The organism is Paenibacillus sp. 2KB_20, assembly GCF_052115765.1.
Taxonomy (GTDB): domain Bacteria; phylum Bacillota; class Bacilli; order Paenibacillales; family Paenibacillaceae; genus Paenibacillus_AQ.
The window spans coordinates 194729-219995 of sequence record NZ_JBFRHH010000008.1 but is presented as its reverse complement, the minus strand read 5'-3'; the positions used below and the strand labels follow the sequence as shown (position 1 = coordinate 219995).

Genomic DNA, 25267 nt, shown 5'->3' with positions numbered 1-25267 from the left:
AAAAGGATAATTGGCATGAAAAAGAAAGACCTTCGCAACCAAATGACCCCTCCCAAATTTCTGGCGATCGGCTTTGCCTCGATTACACTGATCGGGACATTCCTGCTTAAACTTCCCATCGCTACGGCGGACGGGAGTTCTACCTCGATTGTAGATGCTCTCTTCACAGCGGTTTCCGCCATCAGTGTAACGGGTTTAACCGTTGTGGATACAGGGACTCATTGGTCCATGTTTGGACAAATTGTTATGCTCATGCTCGTTCAGCTTGGCGGATTGGGCTTTATGACCTCAGCCACCTGGATTGCATTGATGTTCAATCGCAGAATCTCGCTTCGCGAGCGCATGATCCTTCAGGCAGCGATGGGACAATACCAAATTCAAGGGATTGTGGATCTCATCCGCAGAGTGCTCATATACGCTCTGATCATTGAGGGTGCAGGCGCCTTGCTGCTGACGCTCAGGTTCTCTGCCATTATGCCGCTTGCAGATGCGACATACTTCGGCATATTCCAGAGCATTTCCATATTCAACAATGCAGGCTTTGACCTCTTTGGCCAAATTCACGGCCCCTTCTCGGGGTTTGCAACCTATGTAGCGGATCCATTTGTCAATATTATCTTAATGCTCTTAATTTTTCTTGGAGGAATCGGCTTCATTGTCATCTTTGATCTTATCGAGTATCCGAAGTGCAAGAAACTGTCTCTTCACTCCAAGGTTGTATTAACCGTGACATCACTGTTAATCGTAATTGGGGCTGTCATGATCTTTATTCTGGAGCACGGCAATCCCAAAACATTAGGGCCGCTCTCGTACCCGGTAAAAATCATGGCCTCTCTATTCCAATCGATCACTCCGCGTTCCGGCGGCATCAGCACCTTGGACATCTCGAGTCTGGAGCAATCCTCCCAGTTCTTCATGATCCTCCTGATGTTCATCGGCGCAGCTCCCGGATCAACAGGAGGCGGAATTAAGGTAACCACTTTCGCCGTGCTCATCGGTGCTGTCGTTACGATGATCCAGGGAAAACGTGATGTTGTTCTCTATCGCAATCGAATCTCCCAAGCCTTGGTTTACCGTTCCATTACGCTGACGATTCTATCGTTGCTGTTATTAGTGGGAGCTTCCATGTTTCTGTCCGTTACGGAATCTGGCGAATTCTTAAGAATTCTGTTCGAAGCCGTATCCGCGTTCGGTACAGCCGGGTTATCCATGGGACTTACAACCGAGCTATCCGGAGTTGGCAAGGTCACCGTTGCCCTGCTCATGTTCCTTGGCCGGTTAGGTCCGCTAACCCTTGCTTACGCGCTTAGCCGTAAGAATAATAAAGAACTGTATCGCCATCCGGAAGGCCGAATTACGATAGGGTAAGTTGTTCATATCCGCTGAAAATTTATAGATTCTATAATCTTAAACAAACCGTACCCTTCCCTTCCATGGGAGGTGTACGGTTTGTTTTCATTGGAATCCATTTCTGATTCGTCTTTTATTCGCCGAACTCGCTGGCATCGATGGCTGCATCCAGCAAATCATCAAACAACTCGTTGTCGGCTTCAATCCGCTCGTCAATCTGAAGAAACTGCTCCTCAATTCCCGGCTCGCCGGCAAAGTTCAGGCTGTAGTCCCAGTCCCGGCCATTCTTGCTCAGGAATGTGATCTCGTAGGCTGATGCATGTCCATCTATAGAAAATACGGTATATCCTACGAACTGATCGCTATCATCCCGCTTCATATCCGCACGCTCGATTCGGACTTCTGACACGTTTCCACGCTCCTTCATTACGTTGTAAAGCACTCACAAGACTCAGTATATCACTTTTCTTGGCAGCTGATTATTGTTTTTCTTATACGGCTTGATCTAGTATAATATGGGTTGGTAAATTAAATTGCATTGGAGGGTACCAAATGTCCGTTTTCAATACATACTTGGACAAATATGCCGAGTTGGCTGTAAAGGTTGGAGTTAACATACAGGAAGGACAAACTTTAGTGGTTCATGCTCCTGTTGATTCCGCCGAGTTCACTCGCTTGATTGCCAAAAAGGCATACGAAGCGGGTGCCCGCCTGGTTAAGATCCTGTGGACCGACGAAATGATAACAAGACTTCAATTCGAAAAGGCTGCGGATGATGTCTTTACCGAAGCCCCAAAATGGTATGCCGGTGAAATGACGGAATTGGTGGAGAACGGCGCAGCCATTCTGCATGTGCTTGCCGAAAATCCCGATTTGCTCAGCGGCATTGATTCCGAGCGTATCGGAAACTTCTACAAAGCGCGCGGCGAGGCATTGAAGCAATACCGTGCCTATCAGCAGTCCGACAAGTTTAGCTGGTGTCTGATCGCAGTTCCTTCGGCATCTTGGGCTGCCAAGGTATTCCCGGATGCACCGGAGTCCGAGCAGGTTGGCAAATTGTGGGATGCCATTTTCCACACTGTGCGCGTGGACCAGGATAACCCGGTGGAAGCCTGGAACAAGCACCTCAAAGTGCTTGAAGCGAAATCCTCCGTGCTGAACGCTAAGAAATACAAGAAACTCCACTATATCGCACCGGGAACCGATCTTACCATCGAGCTGCCGGAAGGGCATATTTGGGCACAAGGCGACAGCATTAACGAGCGAGGACATTCCTTTGTGGCTAACATGCCAACAGAAGAAGTATTTACCGCTCCTCTCAAAACAGGCGTCAACGGAACTGTGCACAGTACGAAGCCATTGAGTTATGCCGGTAACATCGTGAACAATTTCTCCCTTACTTTTGAAAAAGGTAAAGTGGTCAGCTTCACGGCAGAGCAAGGTTATGAGACCCTTGAGCGTCTCCTGAGCATGGATGAAGGTGCCCGTTATCTTGGAGAAGTGGCGCTTGTGCCGCATCAATCCCCGATCTCGGAGTCAAACATCCTGTATTACAATACGTTGTTTGACGAGAACGCTTCTAACCACCTTGCCCTCGGAAGTGCATATGCTTTCTGCTTAGAAGGCGGAAAAGATATGAATCAGGAGCAATTGATTCAGAACGGTCTCAATACGAGCGTAACTCATGTTGATTTCATGATCGGCTCCGGCGATATGGATATTTACGGAGTGACGGCAGATGGCAAGGAAGAACCGGTATTCCTGAAAGGAAACTGGGCATTTTAAGAAACGATACAGAATAAGCAGCTATTTCTTATGAAGTAGCTGCTTTCTTTGAACTTATCCGGCCTTTAATTGACCTGAGGTTGATTTACAAACCGAAAAATTGTGGGATAATTAAGAAAGCGCATGAAATTACTTATAGTTAGCATAAAAGAAATGGAGGGTCTGTCATGTCCAGCTTTGAACAAAAATTGGAACGCTATGCGGAGCTTGCAGTCAAGGTGGGTGCCAATGTGCAGCCGGGACAAACGCTGGTTGTTAACGCAATGATCGATGCCGCGCCGCTAGTACGTCTTATCGTGAAAAAAGCTTATGAAACGGGCGCCAAGCAAGTTAAGGTGAATTACAGTGATGAGGTTGTGAACCGGATACGGTATGATCTGGCACCAGACGAAGCTTTTCTGGAGCCGCCGACATATTATGCGGAGGAAGTGACCGAGCTTGCCGAGCAAGGAGCTGCTTTCTTGACGATTCTCTCTTCGAACCCGGACCTGCTTAAAGGCGTGGATCCGGAGCGCATTTCTAATTACCAGCGTACATATGGCGCAGCCATGGCGAAATACCGGCAGTATCAGCAAGCCGATAAAATGAGCTGGACTGGCATTGCCTACGCTTCCCCTGATTGGGCTGCCAAGGTCTTCCCTGACGTTCCAGCCGACCAGCAGGTGGACAAAATGTGGGACGCGATTTTCCACGCCGTTCGCGCGGATCTCGAAGATCCCATTGGTGCATGGGAGGAGCATATCACGACCCTCCAGCACAAATCGGATGAGCTCAATGCCAAGAAGTATCATAAGCTCCGCTTCACTTCACCGGGTACGGATCTTACGATCGAGCTTCCGGAGGGGCATATTTGGGCCCAGGCGGGCAGCCACAACGAGAAAGGTGAGCGGTTCGTTGCCAACATTCCGACGGAGGAAGTATTCACCGCTCCGCTCAAAACCGGCGTGAACGGCACGGTACGCAGCACGAAGCCTTTGAGCTACGGCGGCAACATCATCGACAATTTCTCGATTACGTTCGAGAAGGGTCGCATCGTCAATTTCTCCGCGGAACAAGGCGAGGATACCTTGACCCGCCTGATCTCCATGGATGAAGGCTCGCATTATCTTGGCGAGGTTGCGCTTGTACCTTATCGCTCCCCGATCTCGGAAAGCGGCATCTTATATTACAACACGCTGTTTGACGAAAATGCCTCCTGTCACCTGGCCATCGGCAGCGCGTATGCCTTTAACCTTGAAGGCGGCAAGACCATGACGTCCGAACAGCTTCAAGCAAGCGGTCTGAACACCAGCATTACCCACGTCGACTTCATGATGGGCTCCAAAGAGCTTAATATTACCGGAATCACTCATGATGGTACGGAGGAGCCTGTATTCATCGACGGGAATTGGGCTTAAACCGCTACAATTCCGCTATATGCACGACAAGAACATCGTAATGAGATCGGAACTATACTACAGAGCAGCCCTTTAAACAGAGGCTGCTCTGTTTTTTTATCATAATGGACTTTCTACGCCCTTCCTGATACAACTTCAACCCCATTTCGATTAATACCGATAGGTTGCCGAGCATATGATGAAGAGATGGACGCATGTCTATGACTTGCCATTTTAACTCATAAGCTAAAGCGCTTCAAACACATGACTTCATAAGGATAGACCCATTTTCCGGAAACAGTCTTCAAAGCTGGCTGTTATTAGAATTAATAGGGCTTTTTTACCCGAGATGTTGTAAAATGATGAGAGAAATAGGATGGTTACACCAGAGAGGGGATTATCGCGTGTCCAACCGATTACAGCTCCTCCTTGCAGCAGATTTCGCTGATCTGAGCGAACCTATTCAGGAAGAAATCTATTATGAATTTTATGACCTCGTTTATGGACAGATACTGTATGTCGTACGGGATCATGCTGCTGTTGAGGATATCATTCAGGAGTCCTTTATAAAAGTGATGACAAGTAAGCCGAATTTTGAAACGGAAAGCAAGATGCGGGGATGGCTCCGAGTCGTCGCCAAAAACTCAACCATGAATTATTTAAGAAAAAATAAAAAATACCGTAACCAAGTGGATGTTGAGAGTGTTTTTATTAATGAAGAGGACGTGGCAGTTTCTTCCACAAACGTGGAACATCAGGTGGAGTCGAATATGCTGGAGGAATCCATCGAGCATTACCTCGACCAATTGAAGCCTGAATACAAGCTATTGATTGAGTACCGTTGGAAACATAGTCTGACGTACAGGGAAATCGCGGAGCTGCTGAATACTCGTGAAGAGATCGTGAAGCAGCGCTTGTTTCGTGCCAGAGAATCCGTAAAAAAAATGCTGTATAGAGAGTGGGGTGAATTGGATGAGCAACGAAAAATACGATGATTGGTTTGACGAGGCCTTTGACGAAGCCTTTGATCGTGCAGCATCACGTTCCTCACTCCCTACTGACAACGAGTCCAAACGACAATCTTGGCAGCAGGTCAAGCAACAAATCAATCAGGCTAACAAAAAGAAACAGCGTCGACACAGATTTCAGTTAGCCGGAGTCATCGCCGCATCGATGGCCTTTGGTGCGTTGATATTCTCTCCATCCTCTGTAACTCAAGCGGTAACACCGGTTTATCAGGAGATCAAGGATTGGGGAAATGGTGTGGTTACTCAAATATTCGGCATGCGAGAGCCTGTTGATGAGGGCAAGGCATTAACCGCTCCCCCACCGGAACAAGGAATAGAGCCAGAAGAGCATGTACCGCCAGCTGAATTAGTGGACACCGAATATGTTCCTTTCACAGATACCGATGAATCTCTGACAGAGTCACAAAAACGTGCCGTATTTAAAATACCAAAAATCAATTATCTTCCGGAAGATTACAAATTCCATGAGGCTACCGCATTAACAAAGGATGACAATGCAGATTTTGACGAGCTTCATCTTCAATATAAAAATTCGGACGATAAGTTTTTCTATATTGATCTCATCGGGATGCAACTTGGCAAAATGATTAATCTCAATGGAGATATCAAGAAGACGATTGTTCTTGAATCCGGAGCGAAAGCCTATTTAACCGAGAATAACCTGCGCTTCTTATACGATAATGATCAAGTGGTTGTATCCATTAGCGGCTTCTTCACGGAAGAAGAATTCATTAAAATCGCAAACAGCATACAATGATTTTTAGATGATCTAAAAAAAGAACTGGTTGCCCCCAAAGTATATGGTTTCTTTGAAAAACAGCCTGGATTTTCACTCATGCACCGTAAAAAGGTCGAAGACAGGCTCAAATTGAGGGCTGGTCTTCGACCTTTTTATTTTATGATTGTCCACATGAGCAGATGATAAGCCATCGATGGGTGAGACGATTCTTCACGGAGCGTCTTTCAACGAAGAAAAGAAAATGTCCCGCAAGATCTATGATCTTTTGGGACATTCCTTCATAAATCCGTATTCGAATTATAGCTCCACTAAAACCGAATTCGTGTGATAAGTCCCTTCTTCATATGTACCGCTCTCATTGACCCAGTGAATCGTCTTAGCTCGATAATAATAACCCGCCTGCACATTGAAAGTTTTGCTCCCGCTCAGCGAGGCCTTATTCGTTCCGTTGTCGTATGAAGCTCCCGCATCAACCCAAGCAGAGCCCGTCCAGCGTTGAAGAACATAATTGATTCCCAGAGAATCAACAGCTTGAGAAGCACTGGTAGTACCGCTTATGCCTACTTGAGTACTGCTTACTTTCCCAATTGAAGAAAAATAATTCATCAAATATTTATTGGCTAAAATATTGATAGATGAGTTCAGATTCATTTCCACCGGAGGCGGAGTTGTTAAAGCACCGGGTGCAATGTCTGCAGCGGAATCCGCGTATGCCCCTCCCGCTAGAGATAAACTTAATAGAACACTGACTGCAAGCGCTGAAGCTATACGTTTAGGACTGCGTACTTTTGACATCATATCACCTTTCTTTCAATATATTAGGAACATCCATATTTTAACACATGGTTTCGACATAAAAGTATCTAATTTTTCACAGTTTGATATAATTATTGAAACCTCTTTGCAAATAAAAAGAAGTAGCGGCATAATATGTCGCTACTTCTTCTAATATCCAGTTTACGCACCTGCTTCTTCCTGAATCAGCTGCTGCTGCCTGATCAGACGAATCCGCGAGATCCGTTTATTCTCGGTCTCCTCAATCACAAAGCGATAATCCTCATACATGACAGATTGACCTTTGTGTGGGAGCAGCACCTCAAGACGTGAGGACAGCCATCCACCGATAGTATCATAGTCTTCTGTATCCACGTTCAGACCAAATTGGTCATTAATTTCATCGATCAGCATCAATCCATCAATGGAGTATTCATCCTCCCCCACCTTTTCAATGCCCGGGCGCTCTTCGTCAAACTCATCTTGAATTTCACCGACGATTTCTTCCATAATGTCCTCCAGGGTTACGAGTCCTGAAGTCCCGCCGTATTCATCAATAAGAATGGCAATTTGCGTCTTGCTCCGCTGCATTCTTCGCAGCAGATCACTGATCTTGATCGACTCAGGAACAGCAATGATCGGGCGAATCAAGGAAAGCTGGTCATGAACGAATCCGCGCATCAGATCTTTAATGTGAATAAAGCCAATGATATGATCCTTGTCTTCGTCACAGATTGGATAACGGGTTCGCATCCCCTCGCTTGCGATCTTCAGATTTTCTTCCAATGAGAGATTGTTGTATAAGCAGATCATTTCTGTTCTGGGGATCATAATCTCCCTTGCCGTCGTATCGGCAAATTCAAAAATGTTGTCTACCAATACCATATCCGTGCTATCCATCAGGCCGCTCTCACTGCTCTCTTTCATCATATCCCGCAGTTCTTCCTCGGTATGAACATTCCGCTCAACCACCGGTTGCATCCGGAATAGGCGGAGAACGTTATTGGAGAGCCCATTGGCAAACCAGATAAACGGGAACATGATAGTGTAAAATACCCGCAGTGGACCTGCTGATAACAGCGTAATTTGTTCCGCTTTACGAACAGCCACCGTCTTAGGCGCCAATGCACCAAATACAATGTGCATGAGTGCAATCAAGATGAAGGCTAATACCAAGGACATGGCATGAACAGCTGTATTGTTCCAGCCAATGCCATTAAACCAAGGCGTAATCATGGCGGATATCGTTCTTTCGCCGATCCATCCGAGTCCAATGGACACGATGGTAATACCTAACTGGCATGCGGATATATATCCGTCCAGGTTCTTCAGTATGTTCTGCGCAAATTTTGCACGTCTATGTCCTTCTTCGACCAGAGCGTCAATGCGGCTGCTTTTCACTTTAACGAAAGCTAATTCAGCCGATACAAAAAATCCATTTAACAGGACGAGAATCAATACCAAGGTTAAACTTATCAAACTCGGTAAGGGGTCACTCAATCGATCTCCTACCCGCCATACAGCATGCTATGACGAATAGGAACACCTCCTTCGGTTATTAAAAATGTGTGGTGCCATCAAGCATAACAACGTGTTCGGACTACGCATCAACTTCCCAATGGTCTCATCTCCTTATCTTATTCCGACTTCATCAAGCTATATAAGTAATTATATAGTACTACGATACACAGTCAAACGTTGTCTTATGACATTAATCAGCGTTGTTATAAGCTTTAATTTGATTCTCAGCCGTTAGCACTCGTTTTTCGATGAATTGATATATTCTATGAATAAACATTCAAAATGTTAATAGAATTCGATGTATTTACGCACCTTTGTGGAAAAAAACGCACGAAATTGAATATTTTCCATCTAAAACATAATGAAATAACCCCCGTCTACGCCTAAGTAAACGAAGGTTATTATGCATATGCTGGCTGCTAGAAGTTATCTTCCAGTCGGAGGCGGGTTGCCGATAACACCCGGATATTGATAATGAAGCGGCTCGTCGAACACGACATAATCCAGGTTTACCATCAGCAGGATGATACGGCGTCCTGTCGACCGTTCGCTGATAATGATATGATCGCGTCCAGCGGCTTCGACCACGCCTGTGAACACCTTGGCATTCCATTGCGAATTGTTTTCATATGTCATGTAGAAAGTTCCCTGTTTGCCCAGGTTCAGTCGAAGAATATTCTCAACGTAAGATTGTTCGAATTGCGGGGCCGGAACAACGGTGCCTCCTGGAGTCATTGGGCTTCCGCTAGGCACCTGCGGTGGAACGTTCGCCATATAACCAGCCGTCCCGCGGCTCGGCACTCCCGGATAACGGACTCCATTCATGAAGTTCACAGGCGGCACACCTTGATTGTACATAAGTAATTTCCTCCTTTAATTTATAACTCCCGCCTAAGCGGTTGTATAACATGAATCAAAAAACAGTCGGGCAATCGGCATATGTCGGGGTGAAGAAGCAGTGTGCTTTGAATCGGCCTGTGTTCTGCTGATTGTACCAGGTAGCTGGGCAATCCCCTGCCGGGCGGAAAAACCAAAGAGCATTGCTCGCCGGCCATATCCGTTCCCCATTGATCACTCTTCGGGCAAGCTGACGATCCCGATCCCTAGCCCGTTGATAAAAATAGCCCTTTTGTGTTGCTTCAAACCCTCCAGGGCTCTGGAACACCATATCATTCATATTGCGGATGTTTCGGAAATCCAGGCAGTTGCCCAGTATACGATTCACGCCGACATTTCCGACCATGAGCATGCCTTGCTCGCCTTCACCTTCTGCCTCTGCGCGGATCAATCTTGCCAGAAGATCCACATCACTCGAATTCGTTTTGATGACTGCCACAGAGTTCCCCTCACTTCCTTAAGATCACTTTGTATTTGTATGTGCATTCGCCCATAAATGTGACTATGTGAGGAGAAAAAAAAGTTCCTTGCCGTAATTCACCACGGTAAGGAACTTTAGCTCTCTGCTTATTCATTACTACACTGCGTGATAGGAATAAATATATCTGAATACATACTCTCCTGAGCCCACTTGAATCATAACTCCTGCCTCCCCATCACGCACAGAATGAATCCCGCTCGCTTGGTCTAGAGCTATCGCCTTTCCTTCGATAACGCTTGAGGCATCAAAAGCGCCTGGCAGACGGATTTCCGCCGTTGTATTTGGCGGGATGGATACCTCCAGTTGAAACGCTCCACCACTTTCCATTCTCCAACTTGACCGGACGGTTCCGTACAGCGTATCGATTTTGCCTTCAGCCCACGTCAATCCTTCGCCCGGCACAGGCGCAATCACAATATGTTTATAACCCGGCGCTTCCTCTACGGTCTGGATACCTGCAACCGTACGATACAGCCACTCGCCAATGGCTCCGTATGCATAATGATTAAACGAATTCATGTCACGGCTCCAGAAGCTGCCGTCTTCCTTAATACCGTCCCAATGCTCCCATATCGTGGTAGCGCCTTTCGTAACCGGATACAGCCAAGATGGATAGTCCCGTTGCAGCAGCAGCTTATATGCCGCGTCATGCATGCCATGCTGGCTTAATACATGGTTCATATAGGGTGTGCCCACAAAGCCTGTCGTTAGATGAAATCTACTCTCCTCTAGCAGCGAATAGAGACGTTTCGCTGCCCGTTTTTCTGCCTCTTCATCCAGCAACCCAAACATAAGGGCAAGCACATGCGCGGTCTGAGTCGAAGCCGCTAGCCTTCCGGACGGGGTCACGAATTCATTACGAAATGCAGCAACAACCTTTTCTTTAAGCTCAGTATACAGGGCAGCATCTTTTTCTTGTCCCAATACGACGGCTGTTTTCTTAAGCAGCTCTACCGAATAACAATAGAACGCCGACGCTATTAAATCCCGTTCCGTAGCACCCACGTAGTCGCCTGATTTTGCATCCAGCCCCAGCCAATCGCCAAAATGAAAGCCGGTATTCCACAAATACTCATTCTCTCCTTGAGCCTGAATGTAGGAGACCCAGCTCTTCATGCTCCTATATTGACGCTCCAATATCCGTCGATCGCCATAATTGACATATACCGTCCACGGGCATATGACTGCCGCATCTCCCCATGCGGCCGAAGCATATGCTTCATCGCCAAGCACATGCGGGACAACGAATGGAACGGCTCCGTCATCGCGCTGTTCTGCAGCCAGATCCGATAACCATTTTGTGAAGAAAGGTGCCACATTGGCAAGATAGGCCGCCGTACCAATAAACATCTGTGCATCACCGGTCCAGCCAAGCCGCTCATCACGCTGCGGGCAATCCGTGGGCACATCCAGGAAATTCCCCTTGAGTCCCCACCGAATGTTGCTCTGCAATTGATTCACCATGGGTTCCGAGCATTGGAATGTTCCGGTCTCTTCAAAATCCGAATGAAGCACAACCGCTTCGAAAGCCCCCGGGTCCAGCTGCTCCTCCGTGAAACCGTCTAAACGGACATATCGGAAGCCTTGGAATGTAAAATGAGGCTCATAAGTTTCTTTCCCGCCGCCTTTTAACGTGTACTGAATCGTTTGTTTAGCGGTTCTGAGGTTCTCCGTATAAAAGTTACCATCGGAATCCAGTATCTCCGCATGCTGCAGCGTCACCATGGTGCCCTTCGCACCGGACACGCTAAATCGGACCCAGCCCACCAAATTCTGTCCGAAGTCGATGACGGTTTCACCTTTTGGCGTGATCCGACATTCAATGGGCCGCACCGTTTGAACGGCTCTCACGGGCTCGTTAATCTGAGGCTTCAGCTTCTCGTAACCGTGATCGATCAACTCGACACCATACCAATCATTTGCCTTATAATCTCCTGAACTGAACCCTTCCAGCTCCAACCGGGCATCATAGGTTTCACCATGGTAGAGTTCCGACATCTGGATCGGGCCTTTGGCCGACTGCCAGCTTGAATCGGTTGCAATTACTTCTTCGCTCCCGTCTGCATACGTAATATGCAGCTCCAGCAGAAGCGCTAAACACTCTCCATAGATCGCTCTCCGATCCTCCCACCCCAATTGTCCTTTGTACCAGCCATTTCCGAGCCAAGCGCCGATCGCGTTTTGGCCTGAATGCAGCATCTCCGTCACATCATAGGTCTGTGTCTGAATCGTATGATCGTAACTCGTCCAGCCGGGCGTGAAATAACCATCTCCCACCCGCTGTCCGTTCAGCTCCAGTTCATAAAGCCCTAAGGCCGAGGCGTATATTCTTGCCTTCGCAATGGGCGACCTTAAGCTGAAGCTCTTGCGGAGCAGCGGTAGATGAGCAGAGTCAGCAGGCAGCAAAGACCTAGGTGCCGAAATCCATTTCCCTGCCCATTTCTCCCCTTGCAGTTTCCCCGTCTCCCAATAGGCTGCATCCGACCATTCCGATACTTCCCCGGCTTGATTCCATGCGCGGACTCGATAAGTATAGCGCTTACAAGACGATACACTCCATTCGCTTAATTCCACATGAACCGATTGCGTTGAAGCCACTTTCCCTGAGGTCCAAAGGGGCTTGGCAAAGGTATCATCATTCGAAACCTCAATCTCATAGGCCGTTTGGCTGACTGCTCTTTCGTCCGAGACCAACTTCCAACAAAAACGCGGGTGCTTCTCGTCGATTCCTATCGGATTATGCTGATACTCACATCGTAGATCCGTTACGCTGAACATAGAACATTCCTCCGTTCACCTTCATTAAGGAGCCCAACAATCAAGTTTTATAGGCCATAAATCGGGATATGCGCTTCCCTAACCGTGCCTATTTCAACTATTATTATAAGTGAAGCTGAACGTGGAATTATGGGGATAACGGACAATTCAATGTGTCATAACGGACATCTATCCTACGATTAACGATAAGGAGCATGTAAGATGAAACGACCGATGGAAACCTATCACGGAGATACCTTTTTCCAGGACGACACCTTGATGTATGTGAATCGCAACGTGGAGAATTTTACAGGCTCTTACCATAACCATGATTTTCTGGAGATTGCTTATATTGCGGAGGGTGAAGGCTTTCATCACCTGGAGAACTCGGTACAGCGCGTACGCAAAGGTCAAATGTTCTATATACCACTCGGAATGCCTCACGTATTTAGACCCACCGCTGCGAACGGGAAACCGCTCATTGTGAACAATTGCATATTCTCCGTACAGCTGCTGCCCAAACTGATTGCTTTTGCATCAGGTTCGGAAACGGCAGCCTTTTTGAAACGTATGGAAGATGGATCCCTTGGGTACCACGCGATTATGGACCGTCATGATCGCTTTGAGAGGCTCTTTGGCTCCCTTTATGAGCAAAATGCCATGCCAGGCAGCGGTTCTGCCATTTATCTGCACACGCTGCTGCTACAGCTGATCATAGAGTTCAACCGGGCCATTGAACATTCACAACCCATGACATCAGAGCCTCAACACCACTCCTTTCATGATGTTCTTCAATACGTGGAGGGGCAGTACATGCAAGAGCTCACTTTGACGCAGCTTGCACAGATCAGCGGATTCAGCGAACGCCACCTGCAGCGGTTATTCCGCCGGTATACAGGCCAGAGCTGGCATCACTATCTGCAGACCGTACGCATTCGAATGAGCCGCGAGCTGCTGCGCACCACCCCCGACAAAATCAGTACAATTGCCGAGAAGGTCGGTTATAAGGACATGCATTCTTTCCATTCGGTGTTTAAGAGAAATACAGGGCTCACGCCTGGTCAATACCGGAGCGATGTTCAGCATCCTGAGTAAAGCGATCAGATATTCCAGCAAATAAAGAAAGCATGATGATCCTGATGTAAGCTAGGGTCAACATGCTTAAGATGGATAAAATCCATAATTTCACAGTCGTGCATCATTTTACTCCAGCTCTTTCTCCAGAAACACTTCATCCTCCCGCTTATAACCCGATTTCTCATAAACTCCAATGGCCGCATGATTATCATGACCCGTAAGCACCTTTACGGTCTTAACCCCACGCGCAATCAATTGTTCTTCCAGGAAAGCGATCAGCAAGCCCGCCAGCCCCTGCCTTCTCGCCCGCTCCTGAATATACATTTCCGTAATCTCACCGATCAGCTCCCGGTAACAGAAGGATTGAAAAGACTGGGCACTTTCAACAATAAAAAAGATCCCGCTGCATAAACAGCAAGGACCTTGTTAACTTCCAAAATATTAAACAGCGGTAACCGAGAACATCAGGCCGCAATAGATCAACACAACTGCGCCTAAGCCGCTTAACAGTCCGACGGCAGCTGCCCGGTTTCTGCGAAATACGTTCACGACATTCCACAGAAGAGCAAGGCCGAGACACAGACTAAGAATTCCTATCCAGCTCCACGTAAATGCCAGTTCACCAATCGTAAACCCGGGATGGAACCAAACAAAGGTTGCAGCAGGACCATAGGAGGCCAATGTATCGATTACCTCATGCGGAGCCGGCTGCTGGTTCATATATCCGGTGACGATATAGATCAACCAGATCAGAATTCCTTCACTTCGTGCCCATGCCGCTGGACGATAACCGGAATCCCGGCGCAGCTTGCGCTTTACGAGATAACCATTAACAAAGGCAAACACCAATAGCGGCAGAATAAGAATATGCTTAACCAGCAGAGCTTGCCCATAGGACAGCGTCCAGCTGTTTATGGGCTCCGGCGTCACCGCCGTCATCAGGAACAGACCCGATCCGATCACAACGATGACGCAGGTGACCGCTAATGGATGAAACCATCTGAGAAACGCGCTCCAGCGCTCCTGATCCGCGCTGAACCATCCTGTAAGCAGCAACGTCCCCGTCCATATCGCCATCGCGGTGAAATGGCCGAAGAAGGCAAGCTGCCCAACGCCATCGAACAGGGATGCCGCATGGTTAAACGAGGACATGGCCACCGCAATGCCCAGCAAGGCAATAGGCATAAGCCAGCGTAATACAGAACCGGGTTTCCGGCGGACGATCATGGTCAGAATCGCCAATAGGATCGAGAGAACCAGAATCCAGGCGTAACGCTCGCCCTCACTGAACTTGAACATGATGCTGTTAAAGGACTTCCAGAACCCGATATCATCCTTGAAAAACATGATGATTTGCAGCAGCGGCATAAATCCGAATACGATGATGGCTGCTGCTGCCACTGGACCAAGCCAGGCCGGAACTGAAATTTCCGGCTTATATGCTTTCGGTACGAGGGACAATACCGTGATGCCTGCCAGCATGGCGTAGGCTAGATATAGAAACGGCTCACCTAACCAATAGTAAGACATTTATTTTTTCTTCCGTGATGCTCTAATTCCAAAGTATCCTGCAACAACCGCTACAATCACGATGACGACGATCCACACGGTTGACCCACTGCCTGCCGATTGTTCGGTATCGGTAGCAGAAGTGTTGTCTGCCTGCTGATTCTGGTCAGCCGTCTGATCCGTGTTGTCCGCAGCGGTGTTATCTGCTGGTGCTGTTTCATCCTGTGTATTTCCTGTATCCGCAGGCGTTTCTTCAGTACCTGCTGGTGTCTCCGGGGTAACTTCCGCTTCCGGGGCATCTACCTCGAAGGCGTATGTTCCATCCACGGGATGTCCATCGCCACCCACGATTTTCCATTCGACCGTATAGGAGCCGGATGGAAGCGGTGCAGCCAGTGTGCCCAGCATGGTATTCTGGTTGATCTTGACCTCCGCTACTTCAACCGATTCGCCTTGCGCATTTTTAATCTTGAGCGTGCTCAAGTTTTCATCGATATTTTCATTAAATGACAGGCTTACTTCCTGCACGCTTTCCGTCAGCTTGGCATCTGCCGCGGGCGTACTGGTTTCCAGCTTGGAATGGGCCCACGTTGCAGTCGGGAACACCAGTATTAGCAGCAGACCCAAGGTCAGCAAGACTGAAGCTTTCACATGTTTCAACACACATATCTCCTCCAAACCATTTATCTCAAATTTGAATCTTCCTCATCATAACAAAGACATTCTGACAATGCTAATGAGTATATTGTGAACAATGATCCTCTGATATTTTACACAAAAAAGGGAGTGCCGCATAGCGCACGGCATCCCCAATATGTTTCACAGATTCAATTATACTAACCTCTCTCATACCAATAGCCAGGTATCCCTTTGGTCAGTCGCAGCAAGGCTTCGAGGTAATAGTAATCGCCCCAGATCATATAATCATCAGGCCCCGCACCGCCTCTGACGTAATAGGAACCATGCTTAATCAAGCCTTCCTCACTCGCCTCACCAATGGTAGAATATCGGTTTACGAGAGATATCATCGACTTCTCAACAGCTTCTGTCAATAGCCCTTTATTGTCATCTTCTCCGTCCAGGTGCTCCAATATCTCCAGCATGCCGCACGCCGCAATGGCGGAAGCGGAGCTATCGCGAGGTGTTCCCTCTTCAATCGGAACGTCAAAATCCCAATACGCAACATGATCCTCCGGCAGGTATTCGATAAAGAAACGGGCAGCACGTAAAGCCGTATCCAAATATTTCGGATCACGGGTATAGCGGTATGAGAGCGCAAATCCGTAGATGGCCCATGCCTGGCCGCGCGTCCATGTTGAGCCGTCATGATATCCTTGATGCGTTCCTCCTCGGATGGGCGTTCCATCTGTCGGATTGAAGTAAAAGGTATGATACGACGAATCATCCCCCCGCATTAAGTAGCGTCGACTCTTATCCGCGTGTGCCACGGCCACGCGCTTGTATCGCTCATCCCCGGTCTGATCATAGGCCCAGTAGAGAAGCGGTATGTTCATCATGCAATCGATGATAATGCGACCGCCGTTCTTCTCGTCGCCCTTCCGGCCCCAGGCCTGAATATACTGTCCCTCTTCCCGCCAGCGCAGCATCAGATGATCCGCAGCTTTCAAAGCGAGCTGTTTGCCATCTTCATGTTCATCCACAATCCACGCTGCCAAGGCAGAGGGCAGATACAGAAATCCGATGTCGTGATGATCCAGATGTCGCTCCTCCTCAAGACGCAGCTTGTAATCCTGCAATTGGGCTATTGCTGTTTCCTTAAACAGCGGGTCCTTCGTATATTCATAGCACAGCCAGATCATTCCGGTATAGAATCCTTCAATCCAGTCATTGCTTTCTCCCCACTCGTAACGCTTCTCTTCCGTAATATGAGGAAACTTCATCGGGAATTGTTCAATATTCCTCTTTGTTTTTTCTACCGCATCCATAATGGCTTGCTCCCACATGAGTCAACTACCTCCTTATTCTTTGATGGCTCCGATCATGACGCCTTTCACAAAATATTTCTGCAAAAATGGATATAGAAACAAAATCGGCAGCGTAGCCACCATAATCGTTGCATACTTAATCGTCTCGCCAACCGGCATCCGGTCTCCCCCGCCTACCGAGGTCATCATGCTGCTGGTATCGTTCTGGATCAGAATCTCGCGCAGGATCAGCTGCAGCGGAAACAGGTCCCGATCCCTTAAATAGATGAGGGCATCAAACCATTTATTCCAGTGCCATACCCCGTAAAAGAGAACCATGACCGCAATGACCGGCAGCGATAGCGGGATGATGATCCGAAACAAAATGGTCCAGTCGCTGGCTCCGTCGATCCGTGCGGATTCCTCGAGCGCATCCGGTACGCCTTGAAATGCCGTTCGCATAATAATCAAGTTCCATGTTGTCATCGCGCTTGGAATAATCAAAGCCCAGTACGTATCAATCAGACCCATATTTTTCACGAGCAGGTATTTCGGGATAAGGCCACCGTCGAAAAACATCGTCATTACGATCAGCATCATGATGGTGCTCTTCCACATCACGTTTTTCCTGGATAAGCCATAAGCCCCGAGAGCCGTCATCAGAATGTTCAAGGTCGTGCCGACCACCACATAAAATATCGTGTTCATGTAACTACGGATGATATTGGGGTTCTCAAATACCATTCGATAAGAATCCAGCGAGAAGCCCTTGGGCCACAGCAGGATACCCCGGTGCTGAACAAATTCGGCCGGTGTACTGATCGAAGCAAACAATACATATAGGAAAGGGTATAACGTGACGATCGATAGCAAGCACAAGAGAATGACATTCGCAGAATCAAACAGGACTTCACTGATAGATTTTGAAGTTCGCATGAGATGCCCCCTTTCTACCACAGCTTCGTGTCGGTAAACCGCTTGCTGAGATAATTGGCTCCAATGAGCAGCATAAAGTTAATTAGGGAATTAAACATGCCGACAGCAGCACTATAGCTGTAACTCGCTTCCAGTATCCCCTTGCGGTAGACATAGGTACCGATAACATCCGCCGTCTCATAGATAACCGGATTGTACATGATCAGGATCTTCTCATCCTGCAGAGCCATAAAGGAACCAATCCGCAAGATGAGCAGTATGATGACCGTTGGCAAAATGCCGGGCAGCGTAATTTGAAGCATCTGCTTCCAGCGGCCGGCACCGTCCACTTTAGCCGCTTCATAAAGGGATGGATCGATATTGGAAATGGCCGCGAGGTAAATGATAGATCCCCATCCAATCCCTTGCCAGATGGCAGATGAGGTATATATGGTGCGGAACCATTCCGGCAGCCGCATGAACGAAATCGGTTTTCCGCCGAAGTAGGTGATGATGTGATTGATCAGCCCGTCTACCGACAAAAAATCCACCAGCATCCCGACAACCACGACAACGGATATGAAATGGGGAATATACGTAATGGATTGGACCGTCCGCTTAAATATGCGATGCCGAACCTCGTTCAGCATTAACGCCAGCACAATCGAGGCGGGAAAAACAAATATGAGATCGTACGCTCCCAGGATGATGGTATTGGAAACCACCCGCTCAAAGAAAAATCCGTTAAAGAAATCGCTGAAGTGTTGAAATCCAACCCACGGGCTGTTCCATATGCCGAGCCCTGCCGAGAAGTTTTTGAACGCAATTTGCAGTCCATATAAAGGTCCGTAGTGAAACACGGCATAAAACGCTACCACTGGCAGCAGCATCAGGTAGATTGTGGAATTTCGGCGAAAGTCCTTCGCAACTCTTGTGCTGAAGTTCTCTGGCTTGCTCTGTAACGTAACGTGGTTTGTCTCTTCCTTAAGCTGCACCCTATGCCCTCCTCTGACAAAAAAATCATTCACAGTTAGAGGGAGAATCCTGAGTCTTCTCCCTCTTCATGCAACTACAATTTAACGGCTGTTGAACCGGTCCAGCGCAGCTTGCTGAATCTGGAGCGCTTCCTCAATGCCCATACCTTGAACCGTTTGGACAAATTGATCAAACCCGCTAATCGGCTCCACGCCCATAATGAATTTGTTGACCATCTCTTCGTAGTAGGTATTAATATCGTTCATGATCGAGGCATAACGCGTGCTTTCCTCAGCCGTTGGTGAAATAATCGGCATCAAACGGTCATTCTCCGCCTTCATCCATGTCTCAATGGCAGCTTTTTGCTGGGGAAGCGCGGAATACTGCTCGATGTAACGGCGATCCTGGACAAAAGGTCCCGAATAACTGGCCAGATTGTATTTCGACAACGCTTGTGTGATCGATAGGCCATCCGGATTTTTCATCACTTCATCTGTGTAAGTCGGGTATCCATCCTTCATATCGTAGCTGACTCCCTCGACCCCAAAATTAAACAGCATATGCCCTTCTTCACCGTATTTATAGTCAAGCCATTTCACCGTTTCCGCTGGAAACTTGTTCGCTTTTGTAATGGCCGCGCCAAATCCGTTGAATGGCGAATCCTTCTGTCCAAGGATTGGAGTGTCTCCCTTTTTCAATACAACATTCGGAGCACCTACCAGATCTACGTTCGGATTGCTTTTTAGCATGAGCTCAGAATAACGGCCGAGGCTGCTGCCCATGTAACCGGAGAAGGCACCCACTTGATTGTTGGTCACTTTGGCGTCTTTTAGCGTAGAGTCCGTTGCCGCGTAATCCTGATCAATGAGACCTTCGGCGTACCATTTGCTCATCGTCTCCAAATATGATTTGAATTCCGGTTGGATCGGACCATACTTCACATTCCCGTCCACCTGATAAAAACCAGTCGTAATCCCCCACGCACCGACAAACGCATGATTGATTGCCGTCATATCCATATCAAGCAGGAGCGGGATTTCATCCGCCTGCCCGTTTCCATTGGGATCCTTGGTTTTGAATGCCTTTAATACTTCATACCATTCATCTATCGTCTCCGGCACGGATAACTTTAGCTGATCAAGCCAATCCTGGCGGATAATGAGGCCGTTAAAGGTCAGCAAATACTCGTCCCCGCGGATAAACGGAAATACGTAAATGTTGCCTCCGTCTGTCGTAATCAGCTTTTTGTATTCTGGATGCTCGTTCAACAATTTCGATACATTTGGAGCATGCTCTTCAATCAGCTCATTCAGGCGAATAATCGAACCGTCCGAAATTGCTTTATCCGGTCCTCCTGATACGTTAGCCCATCCGTACTCCACAACATCCGGCAAATTGCCTGACGAGACCATGATATTGAAGGCGTCTGCCTCCTGACCGGCCGGTGGATGCTGGAACTTCACTTTGGTGCCCGTCGTTTTCTCCAATTCCTGATATGCGGCAATTCCGTTCATATCCTGCATTGTTGCTGAAGCGTTTCCATTTAGCGATACCCAATAGGTAAGCTGCCCAGGATATCCCGTTTCACCGCTAGCAGCCACGCCTGTTCCTTCCTTACCTTTTTCGCCGGCAGGCTTCTCGGCCCCCGAGCCTTTTCCGCTGCATCCGGCAATCATAGCCACAATCAGCATAAAAATCGCAAGTCTCGCAACACGTTTCCGGTTTGTTTTCAAATCACGACGCCTCCCTTTTTTCCTAAAGAATGATCATCCGAGATAAGACTAGGCTTAGAAGATTCCAACCAGCCCTGCCCCAAATATTAATGCTGAAACGCTTACATCGTATACCGTACAGTTTCAACATGCATAAACAGGGATTAAGAATTGAGATGATCATTTCTTAAGGTCGATGATAGGGAATGCAGGGTATCCTTGTATTTTCCCGGGGTGATCCCTTCGTATTTCTTAAATACCCGGATAAAACCGACGTCACTGGTATAACCGACGGACCGGGCAATGTGCGAAATCGTATTTTTAGCATCCCGCATCATTTCCTTGGAGCGTTCGATCCGAATCTTGGCCAGATAATCCGTGAGATTGGTGCCGCTGTTTTTCTTGAAGAAAGCCGACAGATACGGCGGTGTAATATCAAATTGCTCGGCAATGGAAGCCAAACTGATCATGGAATCGTCGTGATGATCCTCAATGTAGCTCTTGATCTTCTCAAGCAGCAGCGAAGAGGAATCGCCCCTTTGATCTTTTACGTAGAGACAAACCATGCCGAACATCCATTTCACCTCCCGGTAGAGCTCCTCGACCGTACTCCCCTCCGTAATTTCCTCAAGCGATTTGCCTGACTCGCCGAATATATCCTCGTACTTCAAATTCAAAGCATTCAGCAGCTTAAACATGGTGCTGAGCAAGTTAGCGAACATGAGTCTGCCGAGCTCAGGCGAGATGGATTGTCCGTTGAAGTTATTGTGGTACAGACACTGGATGATATCCTGCGCCTTATCCGTATCCCCGCTTTTCATAGCGTTAATGAGCTGGATTTCCGTCTCAATGGGAAAATCATAATACACCCCCGTTTTCTGTTTCATTTCTTCGTACAATAAAATCGGTTTATACGCAGTAAAAATGGAATATTCCAAAGCCTTCAAGCTTTCGGTGTAGCCGCTCGCCAAGCATCCAAGACCTGTACGGATATCGCTGATCCCGATCGTTATTTCGGATTTAAAGCGCTGTTCAAGCACCTGCTTCACTTGCTCTGCCCATTCGTACAGCTGGCCTGCCTTGTCATGCAGCGGCTCTGGGATGTTTAGAATAATCGCAACCAGGTTCTTCTCCAGCTCCACGGAATATGCGGTAAAGGGATGAATTTCTTCCGCCACCTTCCCGGTGACAAAACGGATCAGGGCCCATTCTCTTTCCCGCTCATTATGTATGAACCCACTGGCATCCCTCAACTCGATCAAGGCAACGGCAAAACTGGAATACGGGAACGAGATCCCCATGAAGTCCAGAGCATGATCGGACATATCCGCCGTATCCACGTTTCCCTTCAATAATCGCTGCAAAAAGTTGGACCGAATCACAGGGGTTTGCCTGGACAATTGCTCCTTCATCTCTGTCTGCTTACCGAAGGAATCAGCCATCGTCGATTTGATAAAATCATATTCGTTACGTACCTTCCCCTCCTTAGCCGGATGGGATTGCCGGATGAAGCGGATGATGTCGCGCAAAGGGAAATACGCGCGGTAGGTCATGAAAGCACAGGCCGCAATCCCAGCGACAAGACAGATAGCCATAACACCAACGGCCATTCGTTTGACCATATTGACCTTTTCCATAAACACTTTTTCCGGTACGGCCGATACGTACTCCCACCCGCTCCTCGCAGATCTTGTCGATACTGTCAACACACGCGGATGATCCGCGGTTTTACCTATATTGCGAACCTCTGATTCACCGGCACTAAGAATCACTTGGCCGCTGGCATCCTTGATGTAAATGGTTCCGTGGTTTGTTTTCACAATCTCATCAAGCAATCCTGCGATCTGCCTCTCCTCAATCAGCATAACAAGCGCGCCTTTGGGATTGGCCTTCTCTCCAAATGGAAGCGTTTGCATATATGTGAGCATGCGTTTCTGATTTAATCCTTTACCGACTTCGGTCACGGGCAAATACCGGTTAAAGTGGATGCCGTGCAGAATATCTTTTTGATACTGTTGATAGGTTAATTTTTCATATCCGTAAATATCGGAGAACAAGACACTGGACGTTGTCTTTAAGGTGGGGCTGAGAACCGTATCGCTCTCCCGTAGATATACATAAAAATCGGTGATAAAACTGCTGCTGTTGCGGTATCGCTGCATCTCCTGCATGAAAGTGTAGTAATTGTAGTTCTCGGTTCCATTTTGAGGGGATTTGGCCTTTAGCAGCCCATCCAGTCGCGGATGTGAAGTGATGTTCCGGGAAATCAGATGCATTTCATCCAATCGGCTGTCCACCACCTGCTTCGCCTGCTCAATCAGCGCCATGTTGGAGTTGTTGGCATTTTCGATCATAATCCGCTCGATTTGCGTATACAGTCCCCAGAACACGATGACCGGGATCAGCAGTATCACAAGATAGGACATGAGCAGCGTAACGAACACGGACACTCGATTGGAACGCTCATTTTTTGTGCTGGTTGTCGTCAATTTCCCCATGCCCTCATTCCTTCCCATTCATTAGATGTGGCTTTTTCGTACTTACATTAATTACATCATACTGTTTTTATTTATCATGAACAGGTTTTCTTCAAAAATGTTAATGCATCACGAATTTGTATCATATGGTAGACTCTGGCCCTATGACCATCAAGAAAAAGAGCGCCTTCCATGGGAAGACGCTCTTCATATTCAGATAACTAAGGCTCATATATCATTTTGCGGGTCATGCCGCCATCAACAACGAGATGGGCCCCCGTCACGAAATCATTGTCCGGATCGGTAAAATAGAAGCAGGCTTTGGCGATATCAGCTGGGGTCCCTACCCGCCCGGCTGGGTGCTGTTTATGGTCAACTGAACGGAGCTCATCGTAGTTTCCAGTTTCAATCCAGCCAGGACTTATACAATTCACCCGAATCCCATCGGGTCCCAGGCTGACGGCCATGGCATGGCTCAACGCGACAATGGCTCCTTTGGAAGCTGCATAAGCCTCCGAATTCGGCTCGGACATAATCGAACGCGTGGATGACATGTTGACAACAGCCCCGCCACTTCCAGCCTTTTTCATATGTATCGCCGCTTCACGCGTAGCCAAAAAACAGCTTCGGGCATTCGTGTTGATCACATCGTCCCAGTCTTCAACCGTAAGCTCATATGGCGATTTCCAACGGGAAACCCCGGCATTATTAATCAAAATATCGAGGGTGCCGGCATATTGGACGGCTTGGTTCATCAGGCTTTTAATATCTTCTTCCTTCCTCACATCGCAAGGGACGAAGATAGCGTTCAATCCTTGTTCTTTTAAGGCGTTTGCCGCCAGGTTGCCCTGTTCTTCATGAACATCGCTTAATATCACTCGAGCTCCGCTTAGAGCGTAAGCCTCTGCCACTCCGCGGCCAATCCCATTGGCAGAGCCCGTGATTACAACCGTTTTATCCTGAAATTTCATATGCTGTCCCTCCTTCTCCTTCATATATACCACAAGAGAAGGTGCATATAAAAATCAAATCCGTCTCTTATTTCGGATGATCATAACCTCGAACCACGCTAAGATGCGCTCTGGGGTGCCTAACGAAACCGTAATACCGGGTTCCCTGAAAACGCAGCAGTCCCTCGTCTCCTTCTGCGCACATGCCGAATTCCTCGCCATTTACAACAAACTCCATGCGGTCTCCGCTCTCTACTTCAAATGTCAGATAATAGGTGGTACGAGTACGGCTCGACATCGTATCATCTGTCTGCTGCGTGTGTTTCACTTCCGTTCGCTTGCTCACAATCTTGGAATCGACCGATAGCAAAGGCTGTCGGTTATTCTGACTCCATTGCAAGATTCCCTTACCGGCCGACAGCAAAATGATCCCGATGACGACGATGAAAAACACGGGCATAACGCTGCCGAAAAAATCGAACATCCATACTGACCCCGATCCCATACGGCTCCCCCCTCCACCTTGTCTTGAAATATGTATATGCTTTAATTCGGACAATTTAACTCATCCTTATGGAAAGTTTGATTGAAATTTTAAAGAACTTGTCCCTTTCTGGGAGCACCAAAAAAAGCTGATGTCTGCATTTTGCCAGTCATCAGCTTCTTCCCGGGACTAGAACGTCCTGTTTCATTCATTCTTTTTATTGTCTTCATTGTCTTCATGTCCATTCAATCGTAAGCCAATCTCATCCATTTCATCGTTTCTTCTTGTCCTGTCATTTCATGCTCCTGCGGTGTCATTTCCTGCTCATTCCAGCAGGCCAGACACTGCTCCTCGGTGTCGCATAAGCAAGCATCATCACAATGGTAGCAAAGGCGGAGGAAATTTATCGTCATTTGATCGGTATGCATGAGGATCGTCCCCTTCTAAACAATTTGGAGTATCTGATTACACCTTTATAGTAGCATACGTGGAGGTTATTATTTGTGATTTATTTCACAATATATACCGAAAAAAA

At 47.7% G+C, this 25267-nt stretch carries 23 protein-coding genes; 6 read left to right on the top strand and 17 right to left on the bottom strand.

Going from position 1 to position 25267, the window contains the following annotated elements:
* The first annotated feature begins 15 nt into the window (after positions 1–15).
* Complete coding sequence (locus AB4124_RS23230; protein ID WP_430184711.1) at positions 16–1368, top strand: TrkH family potassium uptake protein; 1353 nt, start codon at positions 16–18, stop codon at positions 1366–1368.
* A gap of 115 nt (positions 1369–1483) precedes the next feature.
* On the opposite strand, the gene AB4124_RS23225 is transcribed toward AB4124_RS23230, so the two are convergent.
* Positions 1484–1759: a hypothetical protein gene (locus AB4124_RS23225; protein ID WP_071224350.1), complete on the bottom strand. Its 276-nt coding sequence runs from the start codon at positions 1757–1759 to the stop codon at positions 1484–1486.
* A gap of 143 nt (positions 1760–1902) precedes the next feature.
* On the opposite strand from AB4124_RS23225, the gene AB4124_RS23220 reads away from it, so the two are divergent.
* From AB4124_RS23220 to AB4124_RS23205, 4 genes are all read left to right on the top strand, one after another.
* Positions 1903–3135, top strand: a complete 1233-nt coding sequence (locus AB4124_RS23220; RefSeq protein WP_441974309.1) for an aminopeptidase — start codon at positions 1903–1905, stop codon at positions 3133–3135.
* A gap of 167 nt (positions 3136–3302) precedes the next feature.
* Complete coding sequence (locus tag AB4124_RS23215) at positions 3303–4532, top strand: aminopeptidase (protein ID WP_441974308.1); 1230 nt, start codon at positions 3303–3305, stop codon at positions 4530–4532.
* Positions 4533–4915: 383 nt separating this feature from the next.
* Entirely contained in the window at positions 4916–5506 is a 591-nt protein-coding gene (locus AB4124_RS23210; RefSeq protein WP_076321236.1) for an RNA polymerase sigma factor, read from the top strand.
* Positions 5484–6296 (top strand): DUF4367 domain-containing protein, encoded by an 813-nt coding sequence (locus tag AB4124_RS23205; RefSeq protein ID WP_430165159.1) that lies wholly within the window; start codon positions 5484–5486, stop codon positions 6294–6296. Before AB4124_RS23210 ends, AB4124_RS23205 begins: the two co-directional genes overlap by 23 nt.
* 279 nt (positions 6297–6575) lie before the next feature.
* Here the strand turns inward: AB4124_RS23205 and AB4124_RS23200 are convergent, their stop codons facing one another.
* From AB4124_RS23200 to AB4124_RS23180, 5 genes are all read right to left on the bottom strand, one after another.
* Entirely contained in the window at positions 6576–7076 is a 501-nt protein-coding gene (locus AB4124_RS23200) for a hypothetical protein (protein WP_441974307.1), read from the bottom strand.
* Between the two features lie 159 nt (positions 7077–7235).
* Entirely contained in the window at positions 7236–8552 is a 1317-nt protein-coding gene (locus AB4124_RS23195; protein WP_441974306.1) for a hemolysin family protein, read from the bottom strand.
* Between the two features lie 447 nt (positions 8553–8999).
* On the bottom strand, positions 9000–9398 hold the full coding sequence (gene gerQ, locus AB4124_RS23190) for a spore coat protein GerQ (RefSeq protein ID WP_256720417.1): 399 nt from the start codon (positions 9396–9398) through the stop codon (positions 9000–9002).
* Between the two features lie 88 nt (positions 9399–9486).
* Positions 9487–9909 carry a cell wall hydrolase gene (locus AB4124_RS23185; protein ID WP_076321231.1) on the bottom strand — a complete coding sequence of 141 codons (423 nt, stop codon included), beginning with the start codon at positions 9907–9909 and terminating at the stop codon, positions 9487–9489.
* 138 nt (positions 9910–10047) lie between these two features.
* Positions 10048–12729 carry a family 78 glycoside hydrolase catalytic domain gene (locus AB4124_RS23180; protein WP_441974305.1) on the bottom strand — a complete coding sequence of 894 codons (2682 nt, stop codon included), beginning with the start codon at positions 12727–12729 and terminating at the stop codon, positions 10048–10050.
* Between the two features lie 201 nt (positions 12730–12930).
* Between AB4124_RS23180 and AB4124_RS23175 the strand changes: the two genes are divergently transcribed.
* Positions 12931–13803 carry a helix-turn-helix domain-containing protein gene (locus AB4124_RS23175; protein ID WP_441974304.1) on the top strand — a complete coding sequence of 291 codons (873 nt, stop codon included), beginning with the start codon at positions 12931–12933 and terminating at the stop codon, positions 13801–13803.
* A 108-nt stretch (positions 13804–13911) separates the two neighbouring features.
* Here the strand turns inward: AB4124_RS23175 and AB4124_RS23170 are convergent, their stop codons facing one another.
* The 11 genes from AB4124_RS23170 to AB4124_RS23120 all read right to left on the bottom strand — a co-directional run bounded on the left by AB4124_RS23170 (position 13912) and on the right by AB4124_RS23120 (position 25160).
* Positions 13912–14175 carry a GNAT family N-acetyltransferase gene (locus tag AB4124_RS23170; RefSeq protein WP_441974337.1) on the bottom strand — a complete coding sequence of 88 codons (264 nt, stop codon included), beginning with the start codon at positions 14173–14175 and terminating at the stop codon, positions 13912–13914.
* A 51-nt stretch (positions 14176–14226) separates the two neighbouring features.
* A complete protein-coding gene (locus AB4124_RS23165) occupies positions 14227–15315 on the bottom strand; it encodes a copper resistance D family protein (RefSeq protein ID WP_441974303.1) in 1089 nt (362 codons plus the stop codon).
* Positions 15316–15957, bottom strand: coding sequence for a copper resistance CopC family protein (locus AB4124_RS23160; RefSeq protein ID WP_339293119.1), 642 nt, complete (start codon positions 15955–15957; stop codon positions 15316–15318).
* Positions 15958–16130: 173 nt separating this feature from the next.
* Positions 16131–17258, bottom strand: a complete 1128-nt coding sequence (locus AB4124_RS23155) for a glycoside hydrolase family 88 protein (protein WP_441974302.1) — start codon at positions 17256–17258, stop codon at positions 16131–16133.
* A gap of 15 nt (positions 17259–17273) precedes the next feature.
* Positions 17274–18155, bottom strand: a complete 882-nt coding sequence (locus AB4124_RS23150; RefSeq protein ID WP_339272479.1) for a carbohydrate ABC transporter permease — start codon at positions 18153–18155, stop codon at positions 17274–17276.
* A gap of 14 nt (positions 18156–18169) precedes the next feature.
* Positions 18170–19129: an ABC transporter permease gene (locus tag AB4124_RS23145; protein ID WP_430139607.1), complete on the bottom strand. Its 960-nt coding sequence runs from the start codon at positions 19127–19129 to the stop codon at positions 18170–18172.
* 81 nt (positions 19130–19210) lie between these two features.
* Positions 19211–20842, bottom strand: coding sequence for an extracellular solute-binding protein (locus AB4124_RS23140; protein ID WP_076321222.1), 1632 nt, complete (start codon positions 20840–20842; stop codon positions 19211–19213).
* 143 nt (positions 20843–20985) lie between these two features.
* Entirely contained in the window at positions 20986–23319 is a 2334-nt protein-coding gene (locus AB4124_RS23135) for an AraC family transcriptional regulator (RefSeq protein WP_441974301.1), read from the bottom strand.
* Positions 23320–23519: 200 nt separating this feature from the next.
* Entirely contained in the window at positions 23520–24269 is a 750-nt protein-coding gene (locus AB4124_RS23130) for an SDR family NAD(P)-dependent oxidoreductase (protein WP_441974300.1), read from the bottom strand.
* A 67-nt stretch (positions 24270–24336) separates the two neighbouring features.
* Complete coding sequence (locus AB4124_RS23125) at positions 24337–24753, bottom strand: DUF2500 domain-containing protein (RefSeq protein ID WP_076321219.1); 417 nt, start codon at positions 24751–24753, stop codon at positions 24337–24339.
* Positions 24754–24977: 224 nt separating this feature from the next.
* Positions 24978–25160, bottom strand: coding sequence for a hypothetical protein (locus AB4124_RS23120; protein WP_076321218.1), 183 nt, complete (start codon positions 25158–25160; stop codon positions 24978–24980).
* Positions 25161–25267: the final 107 nt, after the last annotated feature.